Source organism: Fischerella muscicola PCC 7414, from assembly GCF_000317205.1.
In the GTDB taxonomy this organism is placed as follows: Bacteria; Cyanobacteriota; Cyanobacteriia; order Cyanobacteriales; family Nostocaceae; genus Fischerella; species Fischerella muscicola.
The window spans coordinates 54,452-76,067 of the sequence record NZ_AJLK01000131.1 but is presented as its reverse complement, the minus strand read 5'-3'; the positions used below and the strand labels follow the sequence as shown (position 1 = coordinate 76,067).

The following is a 21,616-nucleotide window of genomic DNA, read 5'->3' as shown; positions in this document are numbered from 1 at the left end:
GTGTAAGTTGCAACTTGCCGGATTTCAAAGAGGTTTGGACTGAATACAGTTTCAATCCCTAATAGGGATTTGTGTAAGTTGCAACCATCAAATGGTTCCTTACCCGTTCACAGCTTACCGAGTAGTTTCAATCCCTAATAGGGATTTGTGTAAGTTGCAACACTTTGCTGGTTCAACGAAAAGCAGTCAATGTTTGTGATGTTTCAATCCCTAATAGGGATTTGTGTAAGTTGCAACAATTAACTCAATTCTTTTAAAAAGATAGGGTTAATTGTTTCAATCCCTAATAGGGATTTGTGTAAGTTGCAACACAGGTTTGAACACGCGTTGCACTACTCCCGACAGAGTTTCAATCCCTAATAGGGATTTGTGTAAGTTGCAACATTATCTTTCGGGTTTGTCCTGAGAACGGATGTAGAGTTTCAATCCCTAATAGGGATTTGTGTAAGTTGCAACGTATTTGGCTCTCTATTTGGTGGCTTGTTCTACGTTTCAATCCCTAATAGGGATTTGTGTAAGTTGCAACGTCCAAATTCTGGAGTGTCCGCGGCATACACACTGTTTCAATCCCTAATAGGGATTTGTGTAAGTTGCAACTCCAGATAACAAAGCTGGGGATTCACTCTAAAGAATGTTTCAATCCCTAATAGGGATTTGTGTAAGTTGCAACTTAAATGCAAGTACCTGTTAGAGGTGCTTGCTGAGGTTTCAATCCCTAATAGGGATTTGTGTAAGTTGCAACGACATACGAAGACACGAAGCTAATACGAACCCGTCACGTTTCAATCCCTAATAGGGATTTGTGTAAGTTGCAACATGCCACGAAAACCAAAACCTAACGCGGATAGGATTGTTTCAATCCCTAATAGGGATTTGTGTAAGTTGCAACGTTCCGGATAGCGAGCCGGCTCAAGCACAAGGATGGTTTCAATCCCTAATAGGGATTTGTGTAAGTTGCAACGAGGCTATCGATACAGCTATCCAGTCGGCCGTCCTAGTTTCAATCCCTAATAGGGATTTGTGTAAGTTGCAACAGCACCCGCTACCTGATGATGATAAGTCCTGACTGGTTTCAATCCCTAATAGGGATTTGTGTAAGTTGCAACTATCAGTTAGCGCCCCAGCTTTGGAAACTTCGCAGAGTTTCAATCCCTAATAGGGATTTGTGTAAGTTGCAACCAAAAGCTTGTTCTACAAGCATTTCTTAATAAGAAGAGTTTCAATCCCTAATAGGGATTTGTGTAAGTTGCAACTTTTCTCTACGATGAACTTTATTTTTATTCCGCTAAAGTTTCAATCCCTAATAGGGATTTGTGTAAGTTGCAACTGTTTGATCTAGAAGCCTTGCTGTATTTGGTTTTCAAGGTTCAGTAGTGCAGACCTGGAATAAATATAGCGTTTGAGCGATCGCAGTGTCAAGAGTGGCTTGGAAAAAATCGGCTCAAAAGCTTTACTGGTAGAAGTTTCAGACATTGCGCGAACCTCTGTTTTGATGTGAATGGTTCAAACCCAGAACAGACAAAGCTTTCAAGCATAACATTTTCCTTTGTGTGTAAAACACCTACAGGTTGGCGCAATTACAGAAACTCAACATTTCCCATTGATGATCATTAATTAATATCTGACCAAAAAAAGCCTGTAAGTTCATTTTCTGCCAAAATGCCAAATGCTAGCTCAGTGATCCTGTTATTCCCACTCATTTTTGTAGATGATATTAGATAGGTCATTAGGGAGCATCTTATGAAATTTCCAGCGTTTGGGCAGCATATTGCTAATATCGATAGTGATGGCCGTGGTAGTGGCAGATAAAAAGACTATCAGTATTGGGATAATTTTAAAATATTTTTTGTTAACAATAAACAGACTGTGTTGACACTCTCTCAAATTGAATTTGGGAGATTTTTGCTTCAACAAGTCTACTCAAGCTCAACCCTCTGCGACATCTAATACCAATTCTCTATAAATCTCGCAACAGATCAAGGACTTACACAAAAAACCTCTCACACTCTTATTTCTCTGTGTCCTCTGTGTCCTCTGTGGTTTGTTTTTTCGTTACCCATGCGTAAATTCTGACTCTTTGCGAGGGGCCAGATCCCCGACTTTTAAAAAAGTCCGGGATCTTGCAGCATATCAAAATCAATGTGGTTTGTTGACGTTTTTGCAGCAGCTTGAGCAATGGTAATTTGAAGTTTTCAGATGTAGCGAGATACAAGAGTTTTGTGAAATCGGTATTTTAGGGGAATGTTGCTCAAGTAGTAGAACTTTAGCTTGTGTTCATAATGACAAGTTGATGTAATACTAATCTCTCCCCTAAGTCAGAAATGCGATGGGAAGTAGTACTAGTAAATTTGTTTAGTACTACTGATAGAGAGATGAATCGCATCACTCTTACTTAATGGGGACGTATATTTGGGAGTTAAACCCGTTTTAATCCTCATACCTACTAGCTTTGTTGATGAAAGATTGACCGTACCAATTTGAGATTTTGGATTAGTCAATCTAAAATCGCAAATCTATAAACCAAAATTGTTTGACCTCCGACTTGATGCTGTAAGGGTTTTTTATTCAATTGCTAGACGTTGCTGGCTCAAAAGATCTAGCAACTTGAATTAGCTAAAAAGGAGGATGTAATTAAAGTACATGGCAAGAAAATTTCCCAAATTTAGCCAGGATCTCGCTCAAGATCCGACGACACGTCGAATCTGGTATGCGATGGCTCAGGGCAACGATTTTGAAAGCCATGATGACATGACAGAAGAAAATCTTTATCAAAAGATTTTCGCTACTCACTTCGGTCATGTGGCAATCATTTTCTTGTGGGCTTCTAGCCTGTTGTTCCACGTAGCCTGGCAAGGTAACTTTGAAACTTGGATCAAAGATCCCGTTCATATCCGCCCCATCGCCCATGCGATTTGGGATCCCCACTTTGGTAAACCTGCGGTAGACGCTTTCACTCAAGGCGGAGTTAACTATCCAGTAAATATTGCTTACTCTGGTGTTTACCACTGGTGGTACACCATCGGTATGCGGACGAACAATGACCTTTACATGGGTTCTATCTTCCTGCTGTTGTTGGCAGCAGTGTTCTTGTTTGCTGGTTGGTTGCACTTGCAACCTAGATACCGTCCCAGCTTGGCTTGGTTCAAGAGCGCTGAACCTCGGTTAAACCACCACCTAGCAGGTCTGTTTGGTGTCAGTTCCCTAGCTTGGGCTGGTCACTTGGTTCACGTTGCTATCCCCGAATCTCGCGGACAGCATGTTGGCTGGAATAATTTTCTGACGACTCTACCACATCCAGCAGGTTTACAACCTTTCTTCACTGGTAACTGGGGTGTCTACGCTCAAAACCCGGATACGGCACAGCATATATTTGGTACATCTGCTGGCGCTGGTAATGCCATTCTCACGTTTTTGGGTGGTTTCCATCCTCAAACAGAGTCGCTATGGTTGACTGATATGGCTCACCACCATTTAGCGATCGCAGTTATCTTTATCATCGCTGGTCATCAGTACCGGACTAACTTCGGGATTGGTCACAGCATCAAAGATATGCTCGATGCCAAAAATTTCTTTGGTATCCAAACTGAAGGTCAGTTCAACCTGCCGCACCAAGGTTTGTATGACACCTATAACAACTCGTTGCACTTTCAGTTAGGTATTCACTTAGCTGCTTTGGGAACTGCTCTGTCCCTAGTAGCGCAACATATGTACGCCCTGCCTCCTTACGCCTTTATGGCAAAGGATTATACAACTCAGGCCTGTCTATACACCCACCATCAATACCTAGCTGGATTCTTCATGGTTGGTGCGTTTGCTCACGGTGCAATATTCTGGGTGCGGGACTACGACCCTGAACAAAATAAGGGCAACGTATTGGAGCGGGTGCTGAAGCACAAAGAAGCGATTATCTCCCACCTCAGTTGGGTGTCCTTATTCTTGGGCTTCCATACCCTGGGTTTGTACGTCCACAACGATGTAGTTGTTGCCTTCGGCACACCTGAGAAGCAAATCCTGATTGAGCCGGTATTTGCTCAATTCATCCAAGCTGCTCACGGGAAAGCGGTATATGGCATGAATGTCTTGTTGCTGAGGGGGTGACAAGGGGGATGTAACTTAGGCTTGGCTTGCCTTTCACTTTAATCACTGCTGAAAAGATGAGAATTAATTGAGCGCGATCGCGCTTTGTGAAAATAGGAGTTTTGAGTGCTGATGAATAAGAAAAATCTTGCTGTTGCTTTTTATCTTTGAGGGCGTCCGTCACCTGAAAGGCTTGCCCTGCCACAAGTTGACTGCGGTTGTCACCCCTCAGGTCTTGTTGTCTAATCCAGACAGCATTGCTCACACAGCATGGCCCAACTATGCCAACGTCTGGTTGCCAGGCTGGCTAGATGCGATTAACTCTGGTACGAACTCTCTGTTCTTAACTATTGGCCCTGGTGATTTCTTGGTTCACCATGCGATCGCACTTGGTCTGCATACTACTACCTTAATTTGTGTCAAGGGTGCGTTGGATGCCCGTGGTAGTAAGCTGTTTCCTGACAAGAAAGACTTCGGCTTCACCTTCGCCTGTGATGGGCCTGGTCGTGGTGGTACTTGCCAAACTTCCGCTTGGGAACAGTCTTTCTTCCTCGCCATATTCTGGATGTTGAACCTGCTTGGCTGGGTAACTTTTTACTGGCACTGGAAGCATCTGGGTATTTGGCAAGGCAATGTAGCTCAGTTCAACGAGTCTTCTACATACTTGATGGGCTGGTTCCGTGATTATCTCTGGGCTAACTCGGCTCAGGTAATAAATGGATACAATCCCTACGGCATGAATAACTTGTCTGTTTGGGCTTGGATGTTCCTCTTTGGACACCTGGTTTGGGCTACTGGTTTTATGTTCCTGATTAGCTGGCGTGGGTACTGGCAAGAGTTAATTGAAACTCTAGTCTGGGCGCACGAACGTACTCCACTGGCAAATCTAGTGCGCTGGAAGGATAAACCCGTTGCTCTGTCAATCGTCCAAGGTTGGTTGGTTGGTCTAACTCACTTCACAGTTGGCTACATTCTTACCTACGCAGCATTCCTAATTGCTGCCAATGCTGGGAAATTCGGTTGAAATATGTAAGATTTAAGATTCTCTGACTTTTGCCATCTTCTCCTTCTATCCCTGACGGGATAGAGGGAGATTTCTAATTAGGTAATTGGTAATTGGTAATGGGTTTTGGATAAATATAACTTTGTTTCACTCTCTAGGAAGAGGACAATTAATTGCACAGGCAACTTACATCAAAGAGAGTGGATGTTTACTCTTAACCAGTGCGATCGCTCAAGGAGAAAGCAGTATGCCACGGCGAATTAGAGATTCAGTCATCGTCATTACAGGTGCATCTAGTGGAATAGGACGTGCTACAGCACTTGAATTTGCGAAACAGGGTGCAACATTACTATTAGCAGCTCGCAGGGAAGCTGCTTTGCAGGATGTTGCCCAACAGTGTAAGCAATTGGGTGGACAAGCTCTAGCAGTACCCACAGATGTCACCGATGAGTCAGCCGTACAAGCATTAGCACGGCGTGCAATTGAAAATTTTGGTCGGCTTGATGTGTGGGTAAATAATGCTGCTGTCTCTTTGTTTGCCCGCTTTGAAGATGTACCTCCCGAAGCTTTTCGGCGAGTTATTGACACCAATTTATTTGGTTATGTGCATGGTGCGCGTGCAGCTCTACCCTACTTCCGAGAACAAGGTAGTGGTATCCTGATCAATGTTTCCTCGGTTGTAGCAATCACTGGTCAGCCATACACCAGCCCTTATACCATCAGCAAATATGCGATTCGCGGACTTTCCGATTCCCTGCGGATGGAGTTGTATCTAGACAATGCACCTGACATCCATGTTTGTACGGTGTTACCAGCATCTATTGATACACCAATCTTCCAGCACGCAGCCAACTACACTGGTCGTAAAACCAAGGCACTCAGCCCAGTCTATCCTGCCAAAGACGTTGCAGAGGCAATTGTCGGGCTAGTAAATAGACCACAGCGAGAAATCATTGTTGGACAAGCAGGCTATCTGCTAGCTTTAGAGAAAACATTAGCACCTGATCTTGAAGAACGGATGATGGCACGCCAAGTAGATCAAGATCACTTCCAAGACAAAAAGCCAGCAGCCCCAACCGATGGCAATCTGTTCCAGCCAATGGAAGACTATACAGGGATCAGTGGTAATTGGTTGGGTACAGGTGGAATGACAACCCAAGATGTTTGGGATATGGCTAGGCAGGTAGCACGTGTATTTGGTATGCAAGTTTAAGTTAGAATCCCACGGGCAATTGCCCACGACGAGGGCATGAAAGAACGAACACAGATGCACACAGATGCACACAGATAGATTATGGGTTTGCTGTTAGGTTCATCCTCAAATCGCTATTTTCAAGACAGCCATTCATGTACGTTGGTATACAACCAAACATGAAATTTCTCACCCCTTCTGCCCTCTGCCCTCTGCCTTCTGTTCAAGCTAACGAATAAAAACAAACAAATATGAACCTACCTAAGGGGAGATTGCAAAGCCACTACACAACAGTTGATGGTCTCATAATACATGCACGCAGATCACAGGAGCCATTGCCAGAATCTACTCCCGTGGTGATTCTGGTGCATGGAGTAGTGGTTTCCAGTCGCTACATGATTCCAGCTGCCGAGTTACTAGCACCGTATTATCAAGTATATGCTCCAGACTTCCCTGGTTACGGTGAAAGTGAAAAACCAAAGCATGTATTGGATTTGCCTGAGTTGGCAAATATTTTATGTCGCTGGATGGATGCAGTCGGAATTGAGCGGGCAACTATGCTGGGAAACTCTTTTGGTTGTCAGGTGATAACAGAGTTTGGTTTGCGCTATCCTGATCGCTTGGAACGTGCAGTGTTGCAAGGGCCGACGATTGACCGACACGCTCGTAACTTACCGCAACAACTTTGGCGTTTTATGCTCAATGCTCCCCTTGAAGATCCCTCCCAGGGTCCATTGCAAGCATACGATTACTGGCTAGCTGGTTTACCACGCATTGTCCGTACTATCCAAATTGCGCTATCAGACTGCATTGAGACCAAACTTCCTTATCTGCACGTACCTACGTTAGTAGTGCGTGGTCAAGAAGATCCTGTTGTGTCACAGCAGTGGGCAGAAGAAGTTGTGAATCTCTTACCAAATGCTCGATTAGTTGTAATTCCGGGTGGAGGACACACCCTCAATTACAGCGCACCATTAGAACTATCTCGTGTGACTCGAGCGTTTATCGATGCTACGCGATCGCAGTTGCTGGAAAAGGAAAGATTAGATGAAAACACCCTTCTATGATGGAATTTTGGCTTCTTTAAGCACAAAATTACGATTAGCTCCACCTTATATCGCTGGCTTCGACTCTGGTTCGGCAATGCTGCGTGCTACTGCTGCTTACCTACGTGGAGAAGATTTTCCCGGGATGGGTGTGCAGCCACCTGCCATAGAACCAATCGCAACTTTAATTAACAAGCTGCCTCGACAAGTTCAAGAAGTTATTTACACTCTTGGCAGTGCAGGCGAAGCAATTCCTCCAGACCGCTTAAAAGATGTGAATGCTGAGGTAGCCTCCCAATGGATTGTGAACGAGTATCCCCAACGTCAGTATCCGGCGGTTGCCATTGGTTCGGCTAGTGGTGCTATTGTGCATCTGTGTGCTGCCCTGGGTATACCTTGGTTGCCACAAACCTTTATGATCCCTGTCCTGCATCCGGAGATCCATCCAGACGAACCAAAGAAGGCGATGGAGTGGGGTAGGGAAAAAGCCAAACCTTTGTTGGCTGCTAACCCCGACTTACAACTGCATCACATGTATGATCCCAACCAAGATCGGTTGAGTTTGCGGGGTATGAATTACTTTCGCGTCAAGCGTCTACGTCTTGGTGAAACCTACAAGTACTTTTTGGAAAACTGCTTACCAAAAGGCGCTACTATTTTCATCGTTGAGTGTCAGCGTACCTGGCCCACTACCGAAGTTGACGCTCGCCACATTTTCCAATTTGGGGCGTTGGGTGGTGCTACAGAATCAGACTTTTTTCAAGGTGGTGAAAGTGTTGCAGAGTATTTGCAACACTACCAGTCACCACGACGACAGTGGAATCCGCCGACACCAGATGGAGAAAGACCAGAGGCAGAGTGGGGTTTTGAGGCGACTTTGCGAGACGATATTGAAAATTTTGCCCGCGATCGCGGTTATCATATTCGGCGCATCATCTTTCAAGAACCAGAACATCTCAGTCCTTTTGTGGCTGAACTTTATCGTTGGTGGTATAAACAACGTGGCATTATTGCCAACCGCCTGTTAGTCGAATCGTTTATTCTTCTAGAACCAATGTGGACTTTACGTACTGGTTCAGTGCCATTCTGGATGAAGTTTAACATGCAGCCTTCTTTAGATTGGATTGAAAATTATTTGGAAAGCACTGATCCATACGATGAAATTTACATGTTCCTTTTCTCCCACGGAGTAGATGCTGTTGGTTTACCTTCAATAGAACGCTGGCGCGATGTTTTCAAACGAGCTCGTAAGCACGGTGAGTTTATTGGGGTAGAAGAAGATAAATTTCCTAGAAACTTTGCTACGTTAATTCGGTATTACACAGATTTACAACGAGTTATTTCAGCACGTTATCCGGTTCCTGGCCCGCTGATGCTAGAACAGCTAGATCAATTCATTCAGCAAACAGGCGATCGCTTTCCCGTGCAATGGGAATCAGTGATTAGTTAATAGTTAACAGTGATCAGTGATCAATAACTGATCACTGTGAAAGTGGATTTTCATTATGAGCCAGCTATTTATTTGAGCGCGGGATATTGGGCTAATAAATCTATCGAACTCACGTCATAGTTATACCATTTTACGTTAATCACGATACATTTAAATCCTGTACCAGACGTGCCATGTCAACAGACGTGCCATGGCAACAGACGTGCCATGGCACGTCTCTACAAGACAAGTATGTTTCACGTTTAAAGGGAATTGGTATTAGTATTGTTGGATATTCCTGATATAGCCTTTTGCCAAAGACTTCCAATCCAAAATCCGTCCTGAAAAGCTTTGAAGCTGCCTCCGGAACGCTGCGCGTCTACAAACTTTTCACAAAATCTAAAATCCAAAATTGGTATAAGCCATTGTTGAGTGTATCTTTCCTTAAGCGACAGACGTTTCAAAATCTGTGTCACACGACGAGCAGATCCTGGCGGAAACAGGCGATGTAGACAAATTTGATGCTGCTATTTGGGAGTGAATAGGTGCAAATTCAGACAAACAAGCCTCTAAATATTCACAATCTTCACACTCTAATTTTTTTCCTGGATTAGGACAATTACAGGGAAGATTTGATAGACAATCAGAAGGCTTTTTGTTTGTAAAGATATCTGTTGTAATTTGTAAGCAGATTAATAAATCTTGAATAAACATAACTTTGATTTTTCTTGTAAAGCTAATAGGTCAAGATCACTATTTTTTCACTCTGTTTCTTTACTCTATCTAAGCTCTTCTTTTATGATAGTGTATTTAAAATATATTAAATTATCAATCAGATAGAAAATGGCTGCTTCTTACTTATAGCTTGACCTTATCATACTTAAGGAATATTTTTGTCTTAATTTTATTTTTAGTGTTATTCTGGTGTATTTTAAAGTAATCTTGCGTTTTCTGAGGATAATTTAATTACTTAACAAAAAGACTATAAACATTTATGTTTGTTTATAGTTTTAGTGAAATTATTTAAACTGAATTGCAAAGGCTAAAGTACACGTGCGGAAGAACTATTTAACTGTCCAACGATCCAATCCCGGACAACTTGAGTAACTTCATCAGCCACTTCATTAAGACTATGATTGGCATTAGGATACAGAATCAGGCGTTTGGGTTGCAGGGCAAGCTGATAGACACTTTGTGAACAATAGGGCGATAATACCTGATCTGCCGTACCATGCAATAGTAACAACGAACACCGAGTTGCTAGTTGGGAAACTGCTTCTGTGCCGTAGGATTGTGTCGCAAGAGTGACAACAGTACTAACATCTGGAGATTGGGCAGCTGCCTGGATTACTACTGCACCACCGAAAGAATGACCAACAAGAGCAAAATTTTTAATACCCTCGTGATGTAAGTAGCTAATACCAGCTAAAACATCCACAATAGAGTCTATCAGTTGTGTTGAATAGCGGAAACGTATTCTCAAAGAAGCTATGCCATCCTTGATTAACTGCTGACAAAGTAGGGGGTAAAGTCCACGAGCAGGTGTATCCCAACCACCACCAACACCTCCAACCCAAATTACTGCTTTATCGCTGCTTGGAACTGGATAGTGACGACAGTGAATTGTACCCAGACTCGTTATTAATTTAACTGGATAATATTCTTCCTGTTGTTGTTCGACTTCAGCACCTTGGACTATCATCTCATATGATTCATCGTAAATAGGTTGCACACAATCCTCCATTGCTAGTTTCTAAGTCAACATAATTTCTACAGCTTTCAAATAATAGTGCAGTGAATAACTCCAACTGCCGCTATCTGCAATAACTGCCTTGCTGTTGCCATTTAGATTTTTATCCTTTTACAAGTTTTCTGCTATATCTTGACTCAAAAAGTGGGATGAATATCATGTCTCTTCTGACACATTTTGCTCAATAAATGTTTAAATCAATACTCATTCTTTAGATTTAGAACAAGTTTTTCAAAAATATCTTGAAATAATACGCTTTGAGGGTGCAGAAATATTTTGGTGAGAAGGTAAACTTGTATTCAAAATTGCATTTTAAATTTACATAGTCTCCTGCTTAAGGAGCAGTAGTAAATGAATTTTCACCCTCAAAAGTTAGAGGAAAGAAAAATTTTGGTCTTTTAGGATTGAGTGGAAAGCTCAGATAGTTAGACACGCAAATAGCACGTCTATTTCTTGCCGGCAGTCATTTATTCTTGGTTATGGCTGCCCTTAACTATCTATACAGTATTTTTTACCGTCTATTTGTCCAGAAGACTTGCTTTACTTGTGATGATTTTTTTGTTGTTAGTTTCTGTACTCCCAGGGCGTAACCTTGTCGTAGAGTCGCCGAAGAAGGCGCGTCTGCTGTGTTTATTCCCACTAACAATCCGAAGTTGGTTTGAAACAAAAATATTTTTGCTAGGAGGAACGGAAATTATGCTTAAACCAATAACACTTTTTACAGCTGTGCTTGTTGCTTTATCCACCACTGCTGGTTGCACTACAACAAATCAGTCAGATCAAAGTGCCACTCAACCAAATGAAACGGCTACTCAAACAGGTACTACCCAAACTTACCCAGCTACGCCTCAATCTACTACAACTCCAACTACTCAAAACACCACTCCTATCTCCAATCAAGAGTTTGTAACTCAAGCCACACAAGGTAATTTGGCAGAAATTGAACTTGGGCAACTAGCGCAAAAAAGAGCAGCAAGCGCTGAAGTCAAACAGTATGCTCAACAGATGATCACAGATCATACTCAAGCTCAAAATCAACTTAAACAGTTAGCTGCTCAGAAAAAACTTACCGTACCACAAAGCGTTGGTGAACAAAATAAACAAGTAGCAGCAAACCTGTCTAAGCTATCTGGTGCAGACTTTGATCGGGCATATATGAATCAGATGGTGCAAGATCACCAAAAGACAGTTTCTTTGTTCCAGCGTGAAGCTGAACAAGGGCAAGACGCCGATCTACAAGCTTTTGCTAGTACAAAATTGCCAACTCTTCAACAGCACTTGCAGCAAGCTCAATCACTTGCAGATAAAACCACAGGTACTACCACACCATCTCCAACTACCACACCTTAGTGGTTCATCCCATTAATTATTTAATCTATGATGGGCCGCGAGATCCCCGACTTTTTTAAAAAGTCGGGGATCTGACCCCTATAAATATACTGTTGCCCGTCAGCGAGAAGAAGGTTGCATCAACACAAAGCGGCCGATAGCAGATATCGCAAATGCAATAGTTGCAATAATTACACAAGCGCCCAAAACACCCAACATAATTACTACACCATCTTGCTCAATCAAACCTAAAGCAATAATAAGTATGACAATAGCAGGTAGCATAAAAAAAGTCGGGGATCTGGCCCCTCGCAACCCCTAAGAACTTATGTGGTCGAGTCATAGACCTGAATATTTAAGGTTGTAAGGTTATACCAATTCAAAAATTAAGGAGACGATTATGATGACTAATAACCAGGAGTTCTTGGATCAGCCTGACGGCAATATTAAGCTCCTTACCGAGGAATCTAATGCTAATACAGTAGAGCAAGACACAGAGAATGGGTTAGCAAAAGTAGCCCTTGGAGCATTGATTGGTGCTACTTTGGGCGCGATCGCTGGTGCTTTAGCTATCAAGGGTACAGCCCAAAGAGTTAACCAAACTGTAAAGAATGTAGGAAACACGATCAAGAATACAGCTTCTAGTTTTAACGAAAATGTAAAAACTGTAGGTAACACAATCAAAACTGTAGCTAATGGTGTTAACGATACCACACAAGATGTAGGAAAGGCTGTTAGGGATACAGCTATAGACATTAACGATACTGTCAAAGATACAGTAGATACTGTGGCGGCAACAGCTGTAAATGTGAACGATACTATGCAAAATACAGTGGATATTGTTAAAGGTGCAACTCAAGGTATTAACAAGACTGTTAAGAGCAAAGTGGACATTGCTAAGAGTGCAGCAACTGAGGATGCAACGCCAACTGGTAGTCAGAACATCAACATACCTAATAGTCAGATGGGTTTGCTGATAGTCCCAATAGACAACCAGGAGTGAGTTGTTTACAGTAATTTGAGATGGTGGTGGAATAGAACACAGTAGAAGCCCAACACACAATTCGTCAAGAAGAATTGGATGTGGAGATTTCGGGTCTTTCAATTGAAGAATGTTAATAATTCAAGACTACTTGATTTATCTTCCAAATTCCTGCATACAAAAATAAATCTAGAGGCTTTGCCTCTGGTTTCTCCGTTGATTTTAAAATGTCAGCGGAGAAAAAAAGCTTATTAAATACTTTGATTTCTTTAGCAAAACAGTTATCAATTTTATAACCATGACTAACATAACAGTTAATAGAGATACTGAACAGTCAAACCAAAGAACTGTAAAACTTACGGCTAAGCTGGAAAATTTAAGGGATAAAGTGAAAGATTATGCTGTTCTGGATAGGCAAGAACAGCTGGTTGGTGAGGTCAAAGATTTAATTGTAGATGCTGAACATCGGCTAGATTTTGTAGTCTGTGAATCTCAAAATCAACAAAGCGATCGCTTCTTTCTATTAAATAGCAAGCTAGTTGAAAAAATTGATTCACAGAATCGACATATTTTAACAAAGATAGATAAATCAGAAATAGAGTATTTACCTGAATATCTCGACAGAGAAAGCCAAGTCGGGGAAATTGAACTAACTTCAAACACTCAGGAAGCAAATACCCACGACACCACACTAGTTCCCACAAAAGCGAACGATACAAATATACAAATAGAACCAGTAGTTTCTGAAGAAGTGGAGGATACGGTACAAAAGATTATTCGTTTGCTAGCAGAAAGATTAGTAATTGATCGTAGTAAACGTAAAGTTGGTGAAGTGATTGTTCGCAAACAAATTGAAACTCGGATGGTAGAGGTTCCAATCAGATGTGAGAAACTGGTTGTGGAACAAGTTAGTCCAGAACACAAACAGCTGGCACAGATAGATTTGGGGTTAGAAGAAATTTCCAATGTTGAATCGATTGCAGGAAAAACACCCAAACAAGCAAGTTTTGAGAGTGGTTTGACTCTAAGCGGTGAATTTACTTCGCCTAAAATTGCTAGTTTACTTTTAAATGCGATCGCTCTGGAGCAAAATCACGGATGTAATGGGGTGCAAGTAACAATCATTGTGGAAGATGAGGAACACCAGAAAACATACCAAGAGTGGTTTGATCGCAAATTAACTAATTTCGGCAATCATTCCCCTACTAGACTTGAAAGTATAAAGCTTGGGCACCGGGCATTGGGCATGGGAAAATCATCAATATCTTAATTACCCATTATCCATTACCCATTACCGATCTTCTAATTCTTCGCTTGGTGTGCGACTTGAGGCGACACATATACCCGTAAACACAAATGCGATCGCACTTACCCAAACGCCTATTTCTGGTGTAATTAATTGTGGTTGGGGAAATACTACCGGAAATAAGCTTCCTACTAACGCAAATCCCGCAAAATACATTCCTACCGCTAATCCTGCCCAACGAGGACGCACCAGCGAAAAAGCAAAGGGAATGCCACCGTTGACTATTAAACTAAATCCACACACACCTAGTATAATTACGGGAACATATGTGCCTAAATATAAAATCATCATCAAAAATATAGTAGCGATACCAACACCAATAATCATAGCTACACGATTACCTATTTTTACAGCTAATGAACCTGCTGGTATAAATGCAAACGCTATTGCCAGGTTGATGAACAACATTAAGCCATCAACATTATCAGTATTTAAATTAACTTTGAGCAGTTTACTCAAAGCATCCATCAATAACCGGGAACCCAAAGCTACACCAACACCAGTACATAAAATTAAAGCTAATGAGCGGAGGAAATGTTCTGGTTTTGTCCATGTTTGTGTTTGATCTACAGGTGTATTTGGCGGGTTAAACAAGCGTAATGTTGCCGCCGCCCCTAAAAGAATAAAAGAACCAATTGCAAAGGTAAAAATTGGCCCTAAAGTGAGAATAAAGTTACTGGCTACTCCTCGAAACGCACCTGCGACTCCACCGACGAAAATTACAACGCTGAGTGCTGAAGGTAACTGAGGTGGTATTGCGTAGTAAACTAATAATGCAAAGATTGGGCTACGAAATACCGTCATTGCTAACGCCCACGCCACCAATGCTATAGGTAACAGTAATTTTGTCACATCTGAAGGTGGTACAAAAGTGACGATACAAGGGATAGCAATAAACAAAACCGAGGAGAGGATAACTCCCAGGGTAATAAAAGGGTAACTACTTCCGACTCGATACTTGGCTTGATCACAAAGCGCACCCATGAGTGGTTCCATGACTACCGCCAAGGCATTTTCTAAAATAATTATTCCTACTGCCAAAGACTCAGGGAAGCCAAACCCAACCAACAGTTTGGGTAAGTACAGGTTATAAATCAGCCAACAGATGATAATTGCTCCTTGCACTCCAGCCAAACTCCAAACTTGCAGCCACAAAATTTTTGGCTGAGTCATGATTTTTGGATTTTGTTCCATGCTTTTGTCCTCTGTGTTATTTCACACAGATATATTCACATTGTAGAGATTGCTTTTCATAATCTTAATCGCATGTTAAGACGTTATTTTTTGGGGAACATAGATCCCCGACTTTTTAGAAAAGTCGGGGATCTTGTTTCTAGTGCTAAAGCGATCGCACACCTGTTTTAGCAATATGATGTTTGAGGTGAATATATGCGATCGCATTATGCAAAATTAATTATAAATATCTCGACGATGCCCTATTTTGTGAATAGTGATCCAATGTCCGATCGCACTCCCCTCAGGTCAAAGTAAAATCAAGCGATCGCGTCTCACCATTTTTCCAAGGGCAACTGCTTCTGTGCTAACAGTATTTTCTTTTCCTGGTTCGGTAGAATAAACTGCTATCAGCTAATTTCTTCTCATTTAGCCGGAATTTGTCACCTACGATATCAATGTCTGGTGAGTAGTTGTGTTTGTCCATGCATACCAATAATATGATTGACTAGTTGTTAACTCTAGTTAATCAACTTGAACTGTTGGCTCAGTATAGCCTAACGTAGATATGCAGTAGTTTTTTTATGAATTAGCATCGAAAAGCCTGTGTCCAAATTGACAGATTAAAATTTAACCTTCAAGGGGTGCCATATACCGATCTTTAATTAAGTTACCTGGAGATACAAATCGTGATTATTTTTGTGGAGAAAATTAATTTGATTGATAATATCAAGTTATTAGATTCATGGAATAACAAAAAATCTATTTCAAATTTCATAACTAAAGTTATGGAACTTGCTTATTTATGATTTATTCTTCCTTCTGATTTCATTCAAATTCTCTGCACAACTAATTGCTGGCGCTATAAGGTTGCAGTACCCTTGCGAGGTTTTCGATGGATTGGATTAGCTTACTCAAAGCTCAACAAGCTGATTTCCTTCAACGGGTGAAAAAACCAAGAACTCATGACGTATCTTTGCTGGAAACTCAAGTTAGAGGTTGCCACACTGAAATCATGGCATTTTCGGGCGAAGCACTGGAAAAAATGTTGACAGTTGCTTGCCAACAAGCAGAAATTCTTGGTAAAAATCCACCTCCCACACCACCTGATTATCCAGAATTTTCCGATTGGAATATACCCTTTTCAGCATACTTTCAACAGCAAGTAGAAGATTATATTTTGCGAGAGCAAATAGTTGATCAAGTCATGTTTCAACGCTTGGGTAAATCTGTGAAAAAATTACCACAAGATGCTGTAAAAAGTATGGTTTTAGATGATGAAGGAAATTTACGAGGTGAAAGCAAATTTCCTTATTTATTAGTCGACAATCCGAGAAATAAAATTCTTGTTTGTGTGGCTGATGGAGAAAGTTTTAATGGAATTAAAAAAGATAAAATTAAATGGTCAGTCACTCAAGAAGATTTAAGAGATTACAGAGTATTGATTTTTGTCTGTTTGTTTTATCCATTTAATGGTGAGAGAGGTTACGAGAAACAAGCAATAGTTACTGGCTTTTTACCAACAAATCAAATTGAATTTAGTGAACCAAAAATTTATGTATCCCCCAGTAACTTGCTGTATGCGGGTGGATTGAGTTGGTATTTAGCAACAGGCATAAGCAAACAAGAGACGCCATCATTATTTGATGAAACGTTTGTGCCAGAAAAAACTCAAACTGTGCCACCAGAACATCCTCTTAAAGCCATAATCGGCGATTGGGAATGTTGGCAAACACTCAAAGGGCATAGTAGAGGCATAAACTGTCTTGCATTCTATCCGGGAAGCAAAAATAGCAGCAATTCTACTTTAGTAGCCAGTGGAAGTCGCGGAGAAACAAAATTGTGGGATTTGACAAAGGGAGAACTAGTAGGTACTTTATCTGAGCATCCCTGGATGTTGTCTGGACTAGTAGATGAAGTAAACGCCCTTGCTTTTAGTCCAGACGGGCATACTTTAGTCAGTGCAGGTGCAGACTCTACGATTAAGATGTGGCATGTCGGTGCCAGGGATTTGATCGATATTCTGCACAAACACAATGGCATGGTGCGCTGTGTTGCTTTTACTCCAGACGGACGCCTGTTGGCAACAGGAGGAGACGACAGAACAATTTGCTTTTGGGACTTAATGCAACGCCGCGTTATAGTTGCCCTCTCTTTGGATGATACTGCTGCTCATTCTCTAGCTTTGAGCCAAGACGGAGAAATTTTAGTTACAGGCAGTTACCGCAAAATTAAGGTATGGCGAGTTTGCCAACAAGAGGGTAAAACTCCCAATGCCCAATTGTTAAATACTCTGACAGGGCATAGTCATATTGTGTGTTCTTTAGCGATGAGTAGCGATCGCAAAATTCTTGTCAGTGGGAGTCGGGATAAAACCATAAAAATTTGGCAACTAGAGACAGGAGAATTGCTACATACCCTCAAAGGACATAGAGATGGAGTTCATGCGATCGCCCTGAGTCCCGATGGACAAACAATTGCCAGTGGTAGCGCCGACAAAACAATTAAATTATGGCACTTACAAACGGGTGAATTACTCGGTACGTTTACTGGTCATCATCACACAGTAACAGCAGTAGCATTTAGTACTTCTGGAGAAATTTTAGTAAGTGGGAGTTTGGATAAGACGATTAAAATTTGGCAACGAAGTTGAAGGGGATCGGGGATTAACCCAGCAGCAAACTCATAATCCATCTGTGTGCATCAGTGTGCATCGGTGTTCGTTTACTAGACCTCTTGCAAAAGTACCTTTTGCAAGAGTAGGGAAAAGTTTAAAGGAAAAAGGGGAAAATGCTTATTTTTCCTCCTTTACCCTTTGCCCTTTCCCCCTTAACCAAACCTTATTGCCCCTACTACTCGACCACATAAGTTTTAACTCTTTGTGAGGAGTCAGATCCCCGACTTTTTTAAAAAGTCGGGGATCTGGCTAACCGATCAAAATCAATTTGGTGAACTACTACACCCATTTTCAAGCTTCAGTTCTAGCTAAACTGTTTTTGTATCCATCTGTTTTCACTCCCTGATTCACCTGTGCTTATGAAACGCCCATTGCTTCAGCAACTCACTATTGGGTTAGGTGTAGGGTTGATACTGCTAGTTGCCAATGCAGTCATCTCTTATCACAATACTCGGAAAATCATTGAAAATGAGCAGTGGGTAAGCCATACATACCAGGTTTTAACTGAATTGGAAAAAACCCTGTCAACTATAAAAGACGCAGAAACCGGACAGCGCGGTTATCTGTTGACAGGAAAAGAAAAATATTTAGAACCTTATCAAACAGCGATCGCTCATATCAATGAACAATTGGGTAGATTACGGCGACTGACTGCCGATAATCCCCAACAACAGGCACGAATTCAAGAATTAGAAAAGTTAATTGCTGTTAGACTGGCGATCTCGCAACGAACCATCGATTTGCGACGACAGCAGAGTTTGGCTGCTGCCTTGCGAGTAGTGGAAACCGACAAAGGCAAGCAAACGATGGATGAGATCCGGCAAAAAATAGCCCAGATGCAAGCCAAGGAAAATCAGCTTTTAAGCCAGAGGATAAAAGAATCTCAAGCCAGCATTCGCCGAACAGTATTCACTTTCACCATTGCTACCTGTGTCAGTTTACTGTTGTTGGCAGCCATATATTATTTGATCAGGCGAGATATATTTCAGCGTCAGCAAGAAGCAGACAAACAGAATCAACTGCTGATGCAGCTACAACAAGAACAGCAACAAATTAGGCAAAGCGAAGCCCGTTATCGTTCCTTAGTAACTGCCACCGCCCAAGCAGTTTGGACAACAAATGCCCAAGGAGAAATAGTTGAAGATATCCCCTCTTGGCGATCGCTCACAGGGCAAAATGAAGCAGAATTCAAAAACAGCGGCTTTTTGGGAGTCATTCACCCCGAAGAGCGAGAGCAAGCCTTACAATCGTGGCGAAATGCGATCGCCACCAAGAGTGTTTATGAAAATGAGCATCGCGTTCAGGTAGCCGATGGTTCCTATCGATACTTTAATGTCCGGGCTGTACCCGTTTTAGATGACAACGGGGAAATCCGCGAGTGGGTAGGCATCCATACTGATATTACACAACAAAAGCAGGCAGAATTAGTAATCCAACAAAGTGAAGAACGGTTCCGGCGTGCTGTACTTGATGCCCCATTGCCAATTATGCTTCATACCGAAGACGGAGAGGTATTACAAATAAATCACACTTGGGAAGAACTCACAGGCTACACTCATTCAGACATTTCCACAATTGAGGATTGGACAGAAAAAGCCTACGGTAATCGCAAAGTCCTAGTAAGAGACGACATTGAGCGATTGCACAAATTAGACAAAAGAATATCTGAAGGTGAGTACACAATTACCACAGCCACCGGCAAAACACGAATTTGGGAATTTTATTCTGCTCCTTTAGGTAAACTCTCTGATGGTAGAAGCTTAGTAATTAGTACAGCTATTGATATTACAGAACGCAAGCAAGCAGAAGCAGAAATTCTCCAACTTAACGCTACCCTAGAACAACGAGTAGCAGAACGCACAGCCCAGCTACAAGAAGCTAACGAGGAACTAGAAGGTTTTGCTTATTCTGTCGCTCATGATTTGCGTGCGCCCCTGCGGGGAATGCAGGGATTATCTGAGGCACTGTTAGAAGACTATGGCAATCAACTTGATGAACTTGGTCGGGAATATGCCCAACATATCATTAATTCAAGTGAACAATTAGAAGAACTGATCGAAGACTTACTAGCATACAGCCGCCTTAGTCGTGCCGAATTAAAGCTGCAACCTGTAGATTTAAACGCAGTCGTAGAAGAAGCCATTAGCCAAGTAGCAACCGAACCAAAATATCCACACGCTAACATCACAGTGCGATCGCCCCTGCCCTTGGTACAAGCTCATCGTACTACGCTCATACAAGTCATAACAAATTTACTCAGTAATGCCATAAAATTTGTTGCAGTCGGTGTAGAACCGCAAATTCAAATCTGGGCAGAAGCAGTGGAAGAGGACAGGTTGACAAGGGGACAAGGGGGACTAGGAGGACAAGGAAGACAAGGAGGACAAGGGAGAGGGGGGAGTGTGGGAAGTGGGCATTGGAAACAACTACATAGTCAACCATCAACAACCAACCACCAACTACTAACCACCAACCCTACCCTTACCTTAAGCCACTACGTGTCTACGGGTTCGCCAGTCCCCCTACCCTTACCTTAAGCCACTTCGTGTCTACGTGACGGAGACCGCCTTTTTGGGGGGCTGGTCTCACCAACAGCTAACAACCAACAATCAACAACCAACTAACACCCCTCCGTCGAAATTTATTCGCCTCTGGGTAGCCGACAACGGTATTGGCATTTCTCCAGAACATCAAAAACGTATTTTTCGCGTTTTTGAACGCTTACACGGAGTAGAAGCTTACCCAGGAACAGGGATTGGATTAGCAATTGTCTACAAAGGAGTCGAACGAATGGGAGGCCTAGTTGGAGTTGAATCTCAATTAGGAAAAGGTAGCCGATTTTGGATTCAGTTAAAAAGTGTTAGGTAGTTGGAGGAGGTGGGGTGATGGGGAGGTGGGGAGGTGGGGAGGTGGGGTGATGGGGAACTCGGGGTCCCCTCTGGGGATTAGGGGCGGTGGGGTGATGGGAGTGTGAGGAGTGTGAGGAGTGTGAGGAGTGTGAGGAGTGTGAGGAGTAAGTATTAAACAACTAACAACCAACCACTAACAAACAACAAACAACAAACAACAAACAACCACCAACCAATGACAAATGACAAACACAATTTTATTGATCGAAGACAATCCTACTGACATTTTGTTAATCCAACGAGCTTTTCGCAATGAAGAATTAGCACATATTTCACTGCAAATTGTTAAAGATGGAGATACAGCGGTTTCGTACCTGAGTGGGGCAGGGGAGTATGGCGATCGCACTCGTTACCCTCTACCAAGCATTATTTTACTGGACTTAAAATTACCCCGTCGTTCTGGGCATGAAGTTTTGGCATGGATTAAGCAGCAGCCAGAATTGAAACTTTTGCCTGTGATTATTCTGACTTCTTCTCGACAGAAAGTAGATGTAAATCAGGCTTATGAATTAGGAGTTAATTCATATTTGGTAAAGCCAGTCAAGTTTGCTGCACTGTCAGAGATGATCAAAAGTTTCAGCGACTATTGGCTAAGAATTAATGAGCCACCAGAACTTTTGTTGGAATTTTAATTTTTTGTTAATTTTACTACGAAATTAAAACGCTAATATGTATATTCGTGCTTTTATATCAAAATATATAATGAAAGCTAATATAACTTTTTTGCTTTTATAAATAACTTA

General features: G+C 41.9%; 15 protein-coding genes, 3 pseudogenes and 1 CRISPR repeat array. Of the genes and pseudogenes, 13 read left to right on the top strand and 5 right to left on the bottom strand.

The features are described from left to right. Positions 1-48: 48 nt before the first annotated feature. Positions 49-1,327: a CRISPR direct-repeat array (repeat unit 37 nt; unit sequence GTTTCAATCCCTAATAGGGATTTGTGTAAGTTGCAAC). Between the two features lie 8 nt (positions 1,328-1,335). Next, positions 1,336-1,473 carry a hypothetical protein gene (locus UYI_RS37065; RefSeq protein WP_157226378.1) on the bottom strand — a complete coding sequence of 46 codons (138 nt, stop codon included), beginning with the start codon at positions 1,471-1,473 and terminating at the stop codon, positions 1,336-1,338. 1,167 nt (positions 1,474-2,640) lie between these two features. On the opposite strand from UYI_RS37065, the pseudogene psaB (UYI_RS33115) reads away from it, so the two are divergent. Further along, a pseudogene (gene psaB / locus UYI_RS33115) lies at positions 2,641-4,074 on the top strand (photosystem I core protein PsaB); the annotation flags it as partial. On the opposite strand, the gene UYI_RS35905 reads toward psaB (UYI_RS33115), so the two are convergent. Beyond that, a complete protein-coding gene (locus tag UYI_RS35905; RefSeq protein WP_081589251.1) occupies positions 4,037-4,282 on the bottom strand; it encodes a hypothetical protein in 246 nt (81 codons plus the stop codon). The pseudogene psaB (UYI_RS33115) and the gene UYI_RS35905 sit on opposite strands and share 38 nt — an antisense overlap. 27 nt (positions 4,283-4,309) lie before the next feature. Between UYI_RS35905 and psaB (UYI_RS33110) the strand changes: the two are divergent. The 4 genes and pseudogenes from psaB (UYI_RS33110) to UYI_RS0121690 all read left to right on the top strand — a co-directional run. After that, positions 4,310-5,101 (top strand): annotated as a pseudogene (gene psaB / locus UYI_RS33110) (photosystem I core protein PsaB); the annotation flags it as partial. A 121-nt stretch (positions 5,102-5,222) separates the two neighbouring features. Continuing rightward, entirely contained in the window at positions 5,223-6,293 is a 1,071-nt protein-coding gene (locus UYI_RS0121700) for an SDR family oxidoreductase (protein WP_235147989.1), read from the top strand. 230 nt (positions 6,294-6,523) lie between these two features. Further along, positions 6,524-7,339 (top strand): alpha/beta fold hydrolase, encoded by an 816-nt coding sequence (locus UYI_RS0121695; protein WP_016868782.1) that lies wholly within the window; start codon positions 6,524-6,526, stop codon positions 7,337-7,339. Then, the gene (locus tag UYI_RS0121690) at positions 7,320-8,768 is read left to right on the top strand and encodes a hypothetical protein (RefSeq protein ID WP_016868781.1); all 1,449 of its coding nucleotides are present in this window, start codon (positions 7,320-7,322) and stop codon (positions 8,766-8,768) included. The genes UYI_RS0121695 and UYI_RS0121690 overlap by 20 nt, the downstream gene beginning before the upstream one ends. 1,021 nt (positions 8,769-9,789) lie before the next feature. Here the strand turns inward: UYI_RS0121690 and UYI_RS0121685 are convergent. Beyond that, positions 9,790-10,479: an alpha/beta fold hydrolase gene (locus UYI_RS0121685; RefSeq protein WP_026086096.1), complete on the bottom strand. Its 690-nt coding sequence runs from the start codon at positions 10,477-10,479 to the stop codon at positions 9,790-9,792. A 714-nt stretch (positions 10,480-11,193) separates the two neighbouring features. Between UYI_RS0121685 and UYI_RS0121680 the strand changes: the two genes are divergently transcribed. Then, positions 11,194-11,847, top strand: coding sequence for a DUF4142 domain-containing protein (locus UYI_RS0121680; RefSeq protein ID WP_016868779.1), 654 nt, complete (start codon positions 11,194-11,196; stop codon positions 11,845-11,847). 99 nt (positions 11,848-11,946) lie between these two features. On the opposite strand, the gene UYI_RS37060 is transcribed toward UYI_RS0121680, so the two are convergent. Beyond that, positions 11,947-12,111, bottom strand: coding sequence for an exopolysaccharide biosynthesis protein (locus UYI_RS37060; protein ID WP_016868778.1), 165 nt, complete (start codon positions 12,109-12,111; stop codon positions 11,947-11,949). 115 nt (positions 12,112-12,226) lie between these two features. Here UYI_RS37060 and UYI_RS0121670 point away from each other — a divergent pair, with 115 nt between their 5' ends. Both UYI_RS0121670 and UYI_RS0121665 read left to right on the top strand, forming a co-directional pair. Next, positions 12,227-12,829 (top strand): hypothetical protein, encoded by a 603-nt coding sequence (locus UYI_RS0121670; RefSeq protein WP_235147988.1) that lies wholly within the window; start codon positions 12,227-12,229, stop codon positions 12,827-12,829. Between the two features lie 277 nt (positions 12,830-13,106). Continuing rightward, positions 13,107-14,078, top strand: a complete 972-nt coding sequence (locus UYI_RS0121665; protein WP_016868776.1) for a PRC-barrel domain-containing protein — start codon at positions 13,107-13,109, stop codon at positions 14,076-14,078. A 21-nt stretch (positions 14,079-14,099) separates the two neighbouring features. Here UYI_RS0121665 and UYI_RS0121660 read toward each other — a convergent pair whose 3' ends face one another. Beyond that, complete coding sequence (locus UYI_RS0121660; RefSeq protein WP_016868775.1) at positions 14,100-15,308, bottom strand: MFS transporter; 1,209 nt, start codon at positions 15,306-15,308, stop codon at positions 14,100-14,102. A 256-nt stretch (positions 15,309-15,564) separates the two neighbouring features. Between UYI_RS0121660 and UYI_RS39805 the strand changes: the two genes are divergently transcribed. The 5 genes and pseudogenes from UYI_RS39805 to UYI_RS0121635 all read left to right on the top strand — a co-directional run bounded on the left by UYI_RS39805 (position 15,565) and on the right by UYI_RS0121635 (position 21,505). Then, the gene (locus UYI_RS39805) at positions 15,565-15,690 is read left to right on the top strand and encodes a hypothetical protein (protein ID WP_258003641.1); all 126 of its coding nucleotides are present in this window, start codon (positions 15,565-15,567) and stop codon (positions 15,688-15,690) included. Positions 15,691-16,182: 492 nt separating this feature from the next. After that, positions 16,183-17,940 (top strand): WD40 repeat domain-containing protein, encoded by a 1,758-nt coding sequence (locus UYI_RS0121655; RefSeq protein ID WP_016868774.1) that lies wholly within the window; start codon positions 16,183-16,185, stop codon positions 17,938-17,940. A gap of 383 nt (positions 17,941-18,323) precedes the next feature. Next, the gene (locus UYI_RS34195) at positions 18,324-20,501 is read left to right on the top strand and encodes a sensor histidine kinase (RefSeq protein ID WP_016868773.1); all 2,178 of its coding nucleotides are present in this window, start codon (positions 18,324-18,326) and stop codon (positions 20,499-20,501) included. 100 nt (positions 20,502-20,601) lie between these two features. Further along, positions 20,602-20,832 (top strand): annotated as a pseudogene (locus tag UYI_RS0121645) (sensor histidine kinase); the annotation flags it as partial. 223 nt (positions 20,833-21,055) lie between these two features. Next, on the top strand, positions 21,056-21,505 hold the full coding sequence (locus UYI_RS0121635) for a response regulator (protein ID WP_016868770.1): 450 nt from the start codon (positions 21,056-21,058) through the stop codon (positions 21,503-21,505). Positions 21,506-21,616: the final 111 nt, after the last annotated feature.

Bases quoted from the DNA above. Each gene is read 5' to 3' on its own strand.
- UYI_RS37065 (WP_157226378.1), bottom strand. From the start codon at position 1,473: ATGTCTGAAACTTCTACCAGTAAAGCTTTTGAGCCGATTTTTTCCAAG.
- UYI_RS0121695 (WP_016868782.1), top strand. From the start codon at position 6,524: ATGAACCTACCTAAGGGGAGATTGCAAAGCCACTACACAACAGTTGAT.
- UYI_RS0121690 (WP_016868781.1), top strand. From the start codon at position 7,320: ATGAAAACACCCTTCTATGATGGAATTTTGGCTTCTTTAAGCACAAAA.
- UYI_RS0121680 (WP_016868779.1), top strand. From the start codon at position 11,194: ATGCTTAAACCAATAACACTTTTTACAGCTGTGCTTGTTGCTTTATCC.
- UYI_RS37060 (WP_016868778.1), bottom strand. From the start codon at position 12,111: ATGCTACCTGCTATTGTCATACTTATTATTGCTTTAGGTTTGATTGAG.
- UYI_RS0121670 (WP_235147988.1), top strand. From the start codon at position 12,227: ATGATGACTAATAACCAGGAGTTCTTGGATCAGCCTGACGGCAATATT.
- UYI_RS0121665 (WP_016868776.1), top strand. From the start codon at position 13,107: ATGACTAACATAACAGTTAATAGAGATACTGAACAGTCAAACCAAAGA.
- UYI_RS0121660 (WP_016868775.1), bottom strand. From the start codon at position 15,308: ATGGAACAAAATCCAAAAATCATGACTCAGCCAAAAATTTTGTGGCTG.
- UYI_RS0121655 (WP_016868774.1), top strand. From the start codon at position 16,183: ATGGATTGGATTAGCTTACTCAAAGCTCAACAAGCTGATTTCCTTCAA.
- UYI_RS34195 (WP_016868773.1), top strand. From the start codon at position 18,324: ATGAAACGCCCATTGCTTCAGCAACTCACTATTGGGTTAGGTGTAGGG.
- UYI_RS0121635 (WP_016868770.1), top strand. From the start codon at position 21,056: ATGACAAACACAATTTTATTGATCGAAGACAATCCTACTGACATTTTG.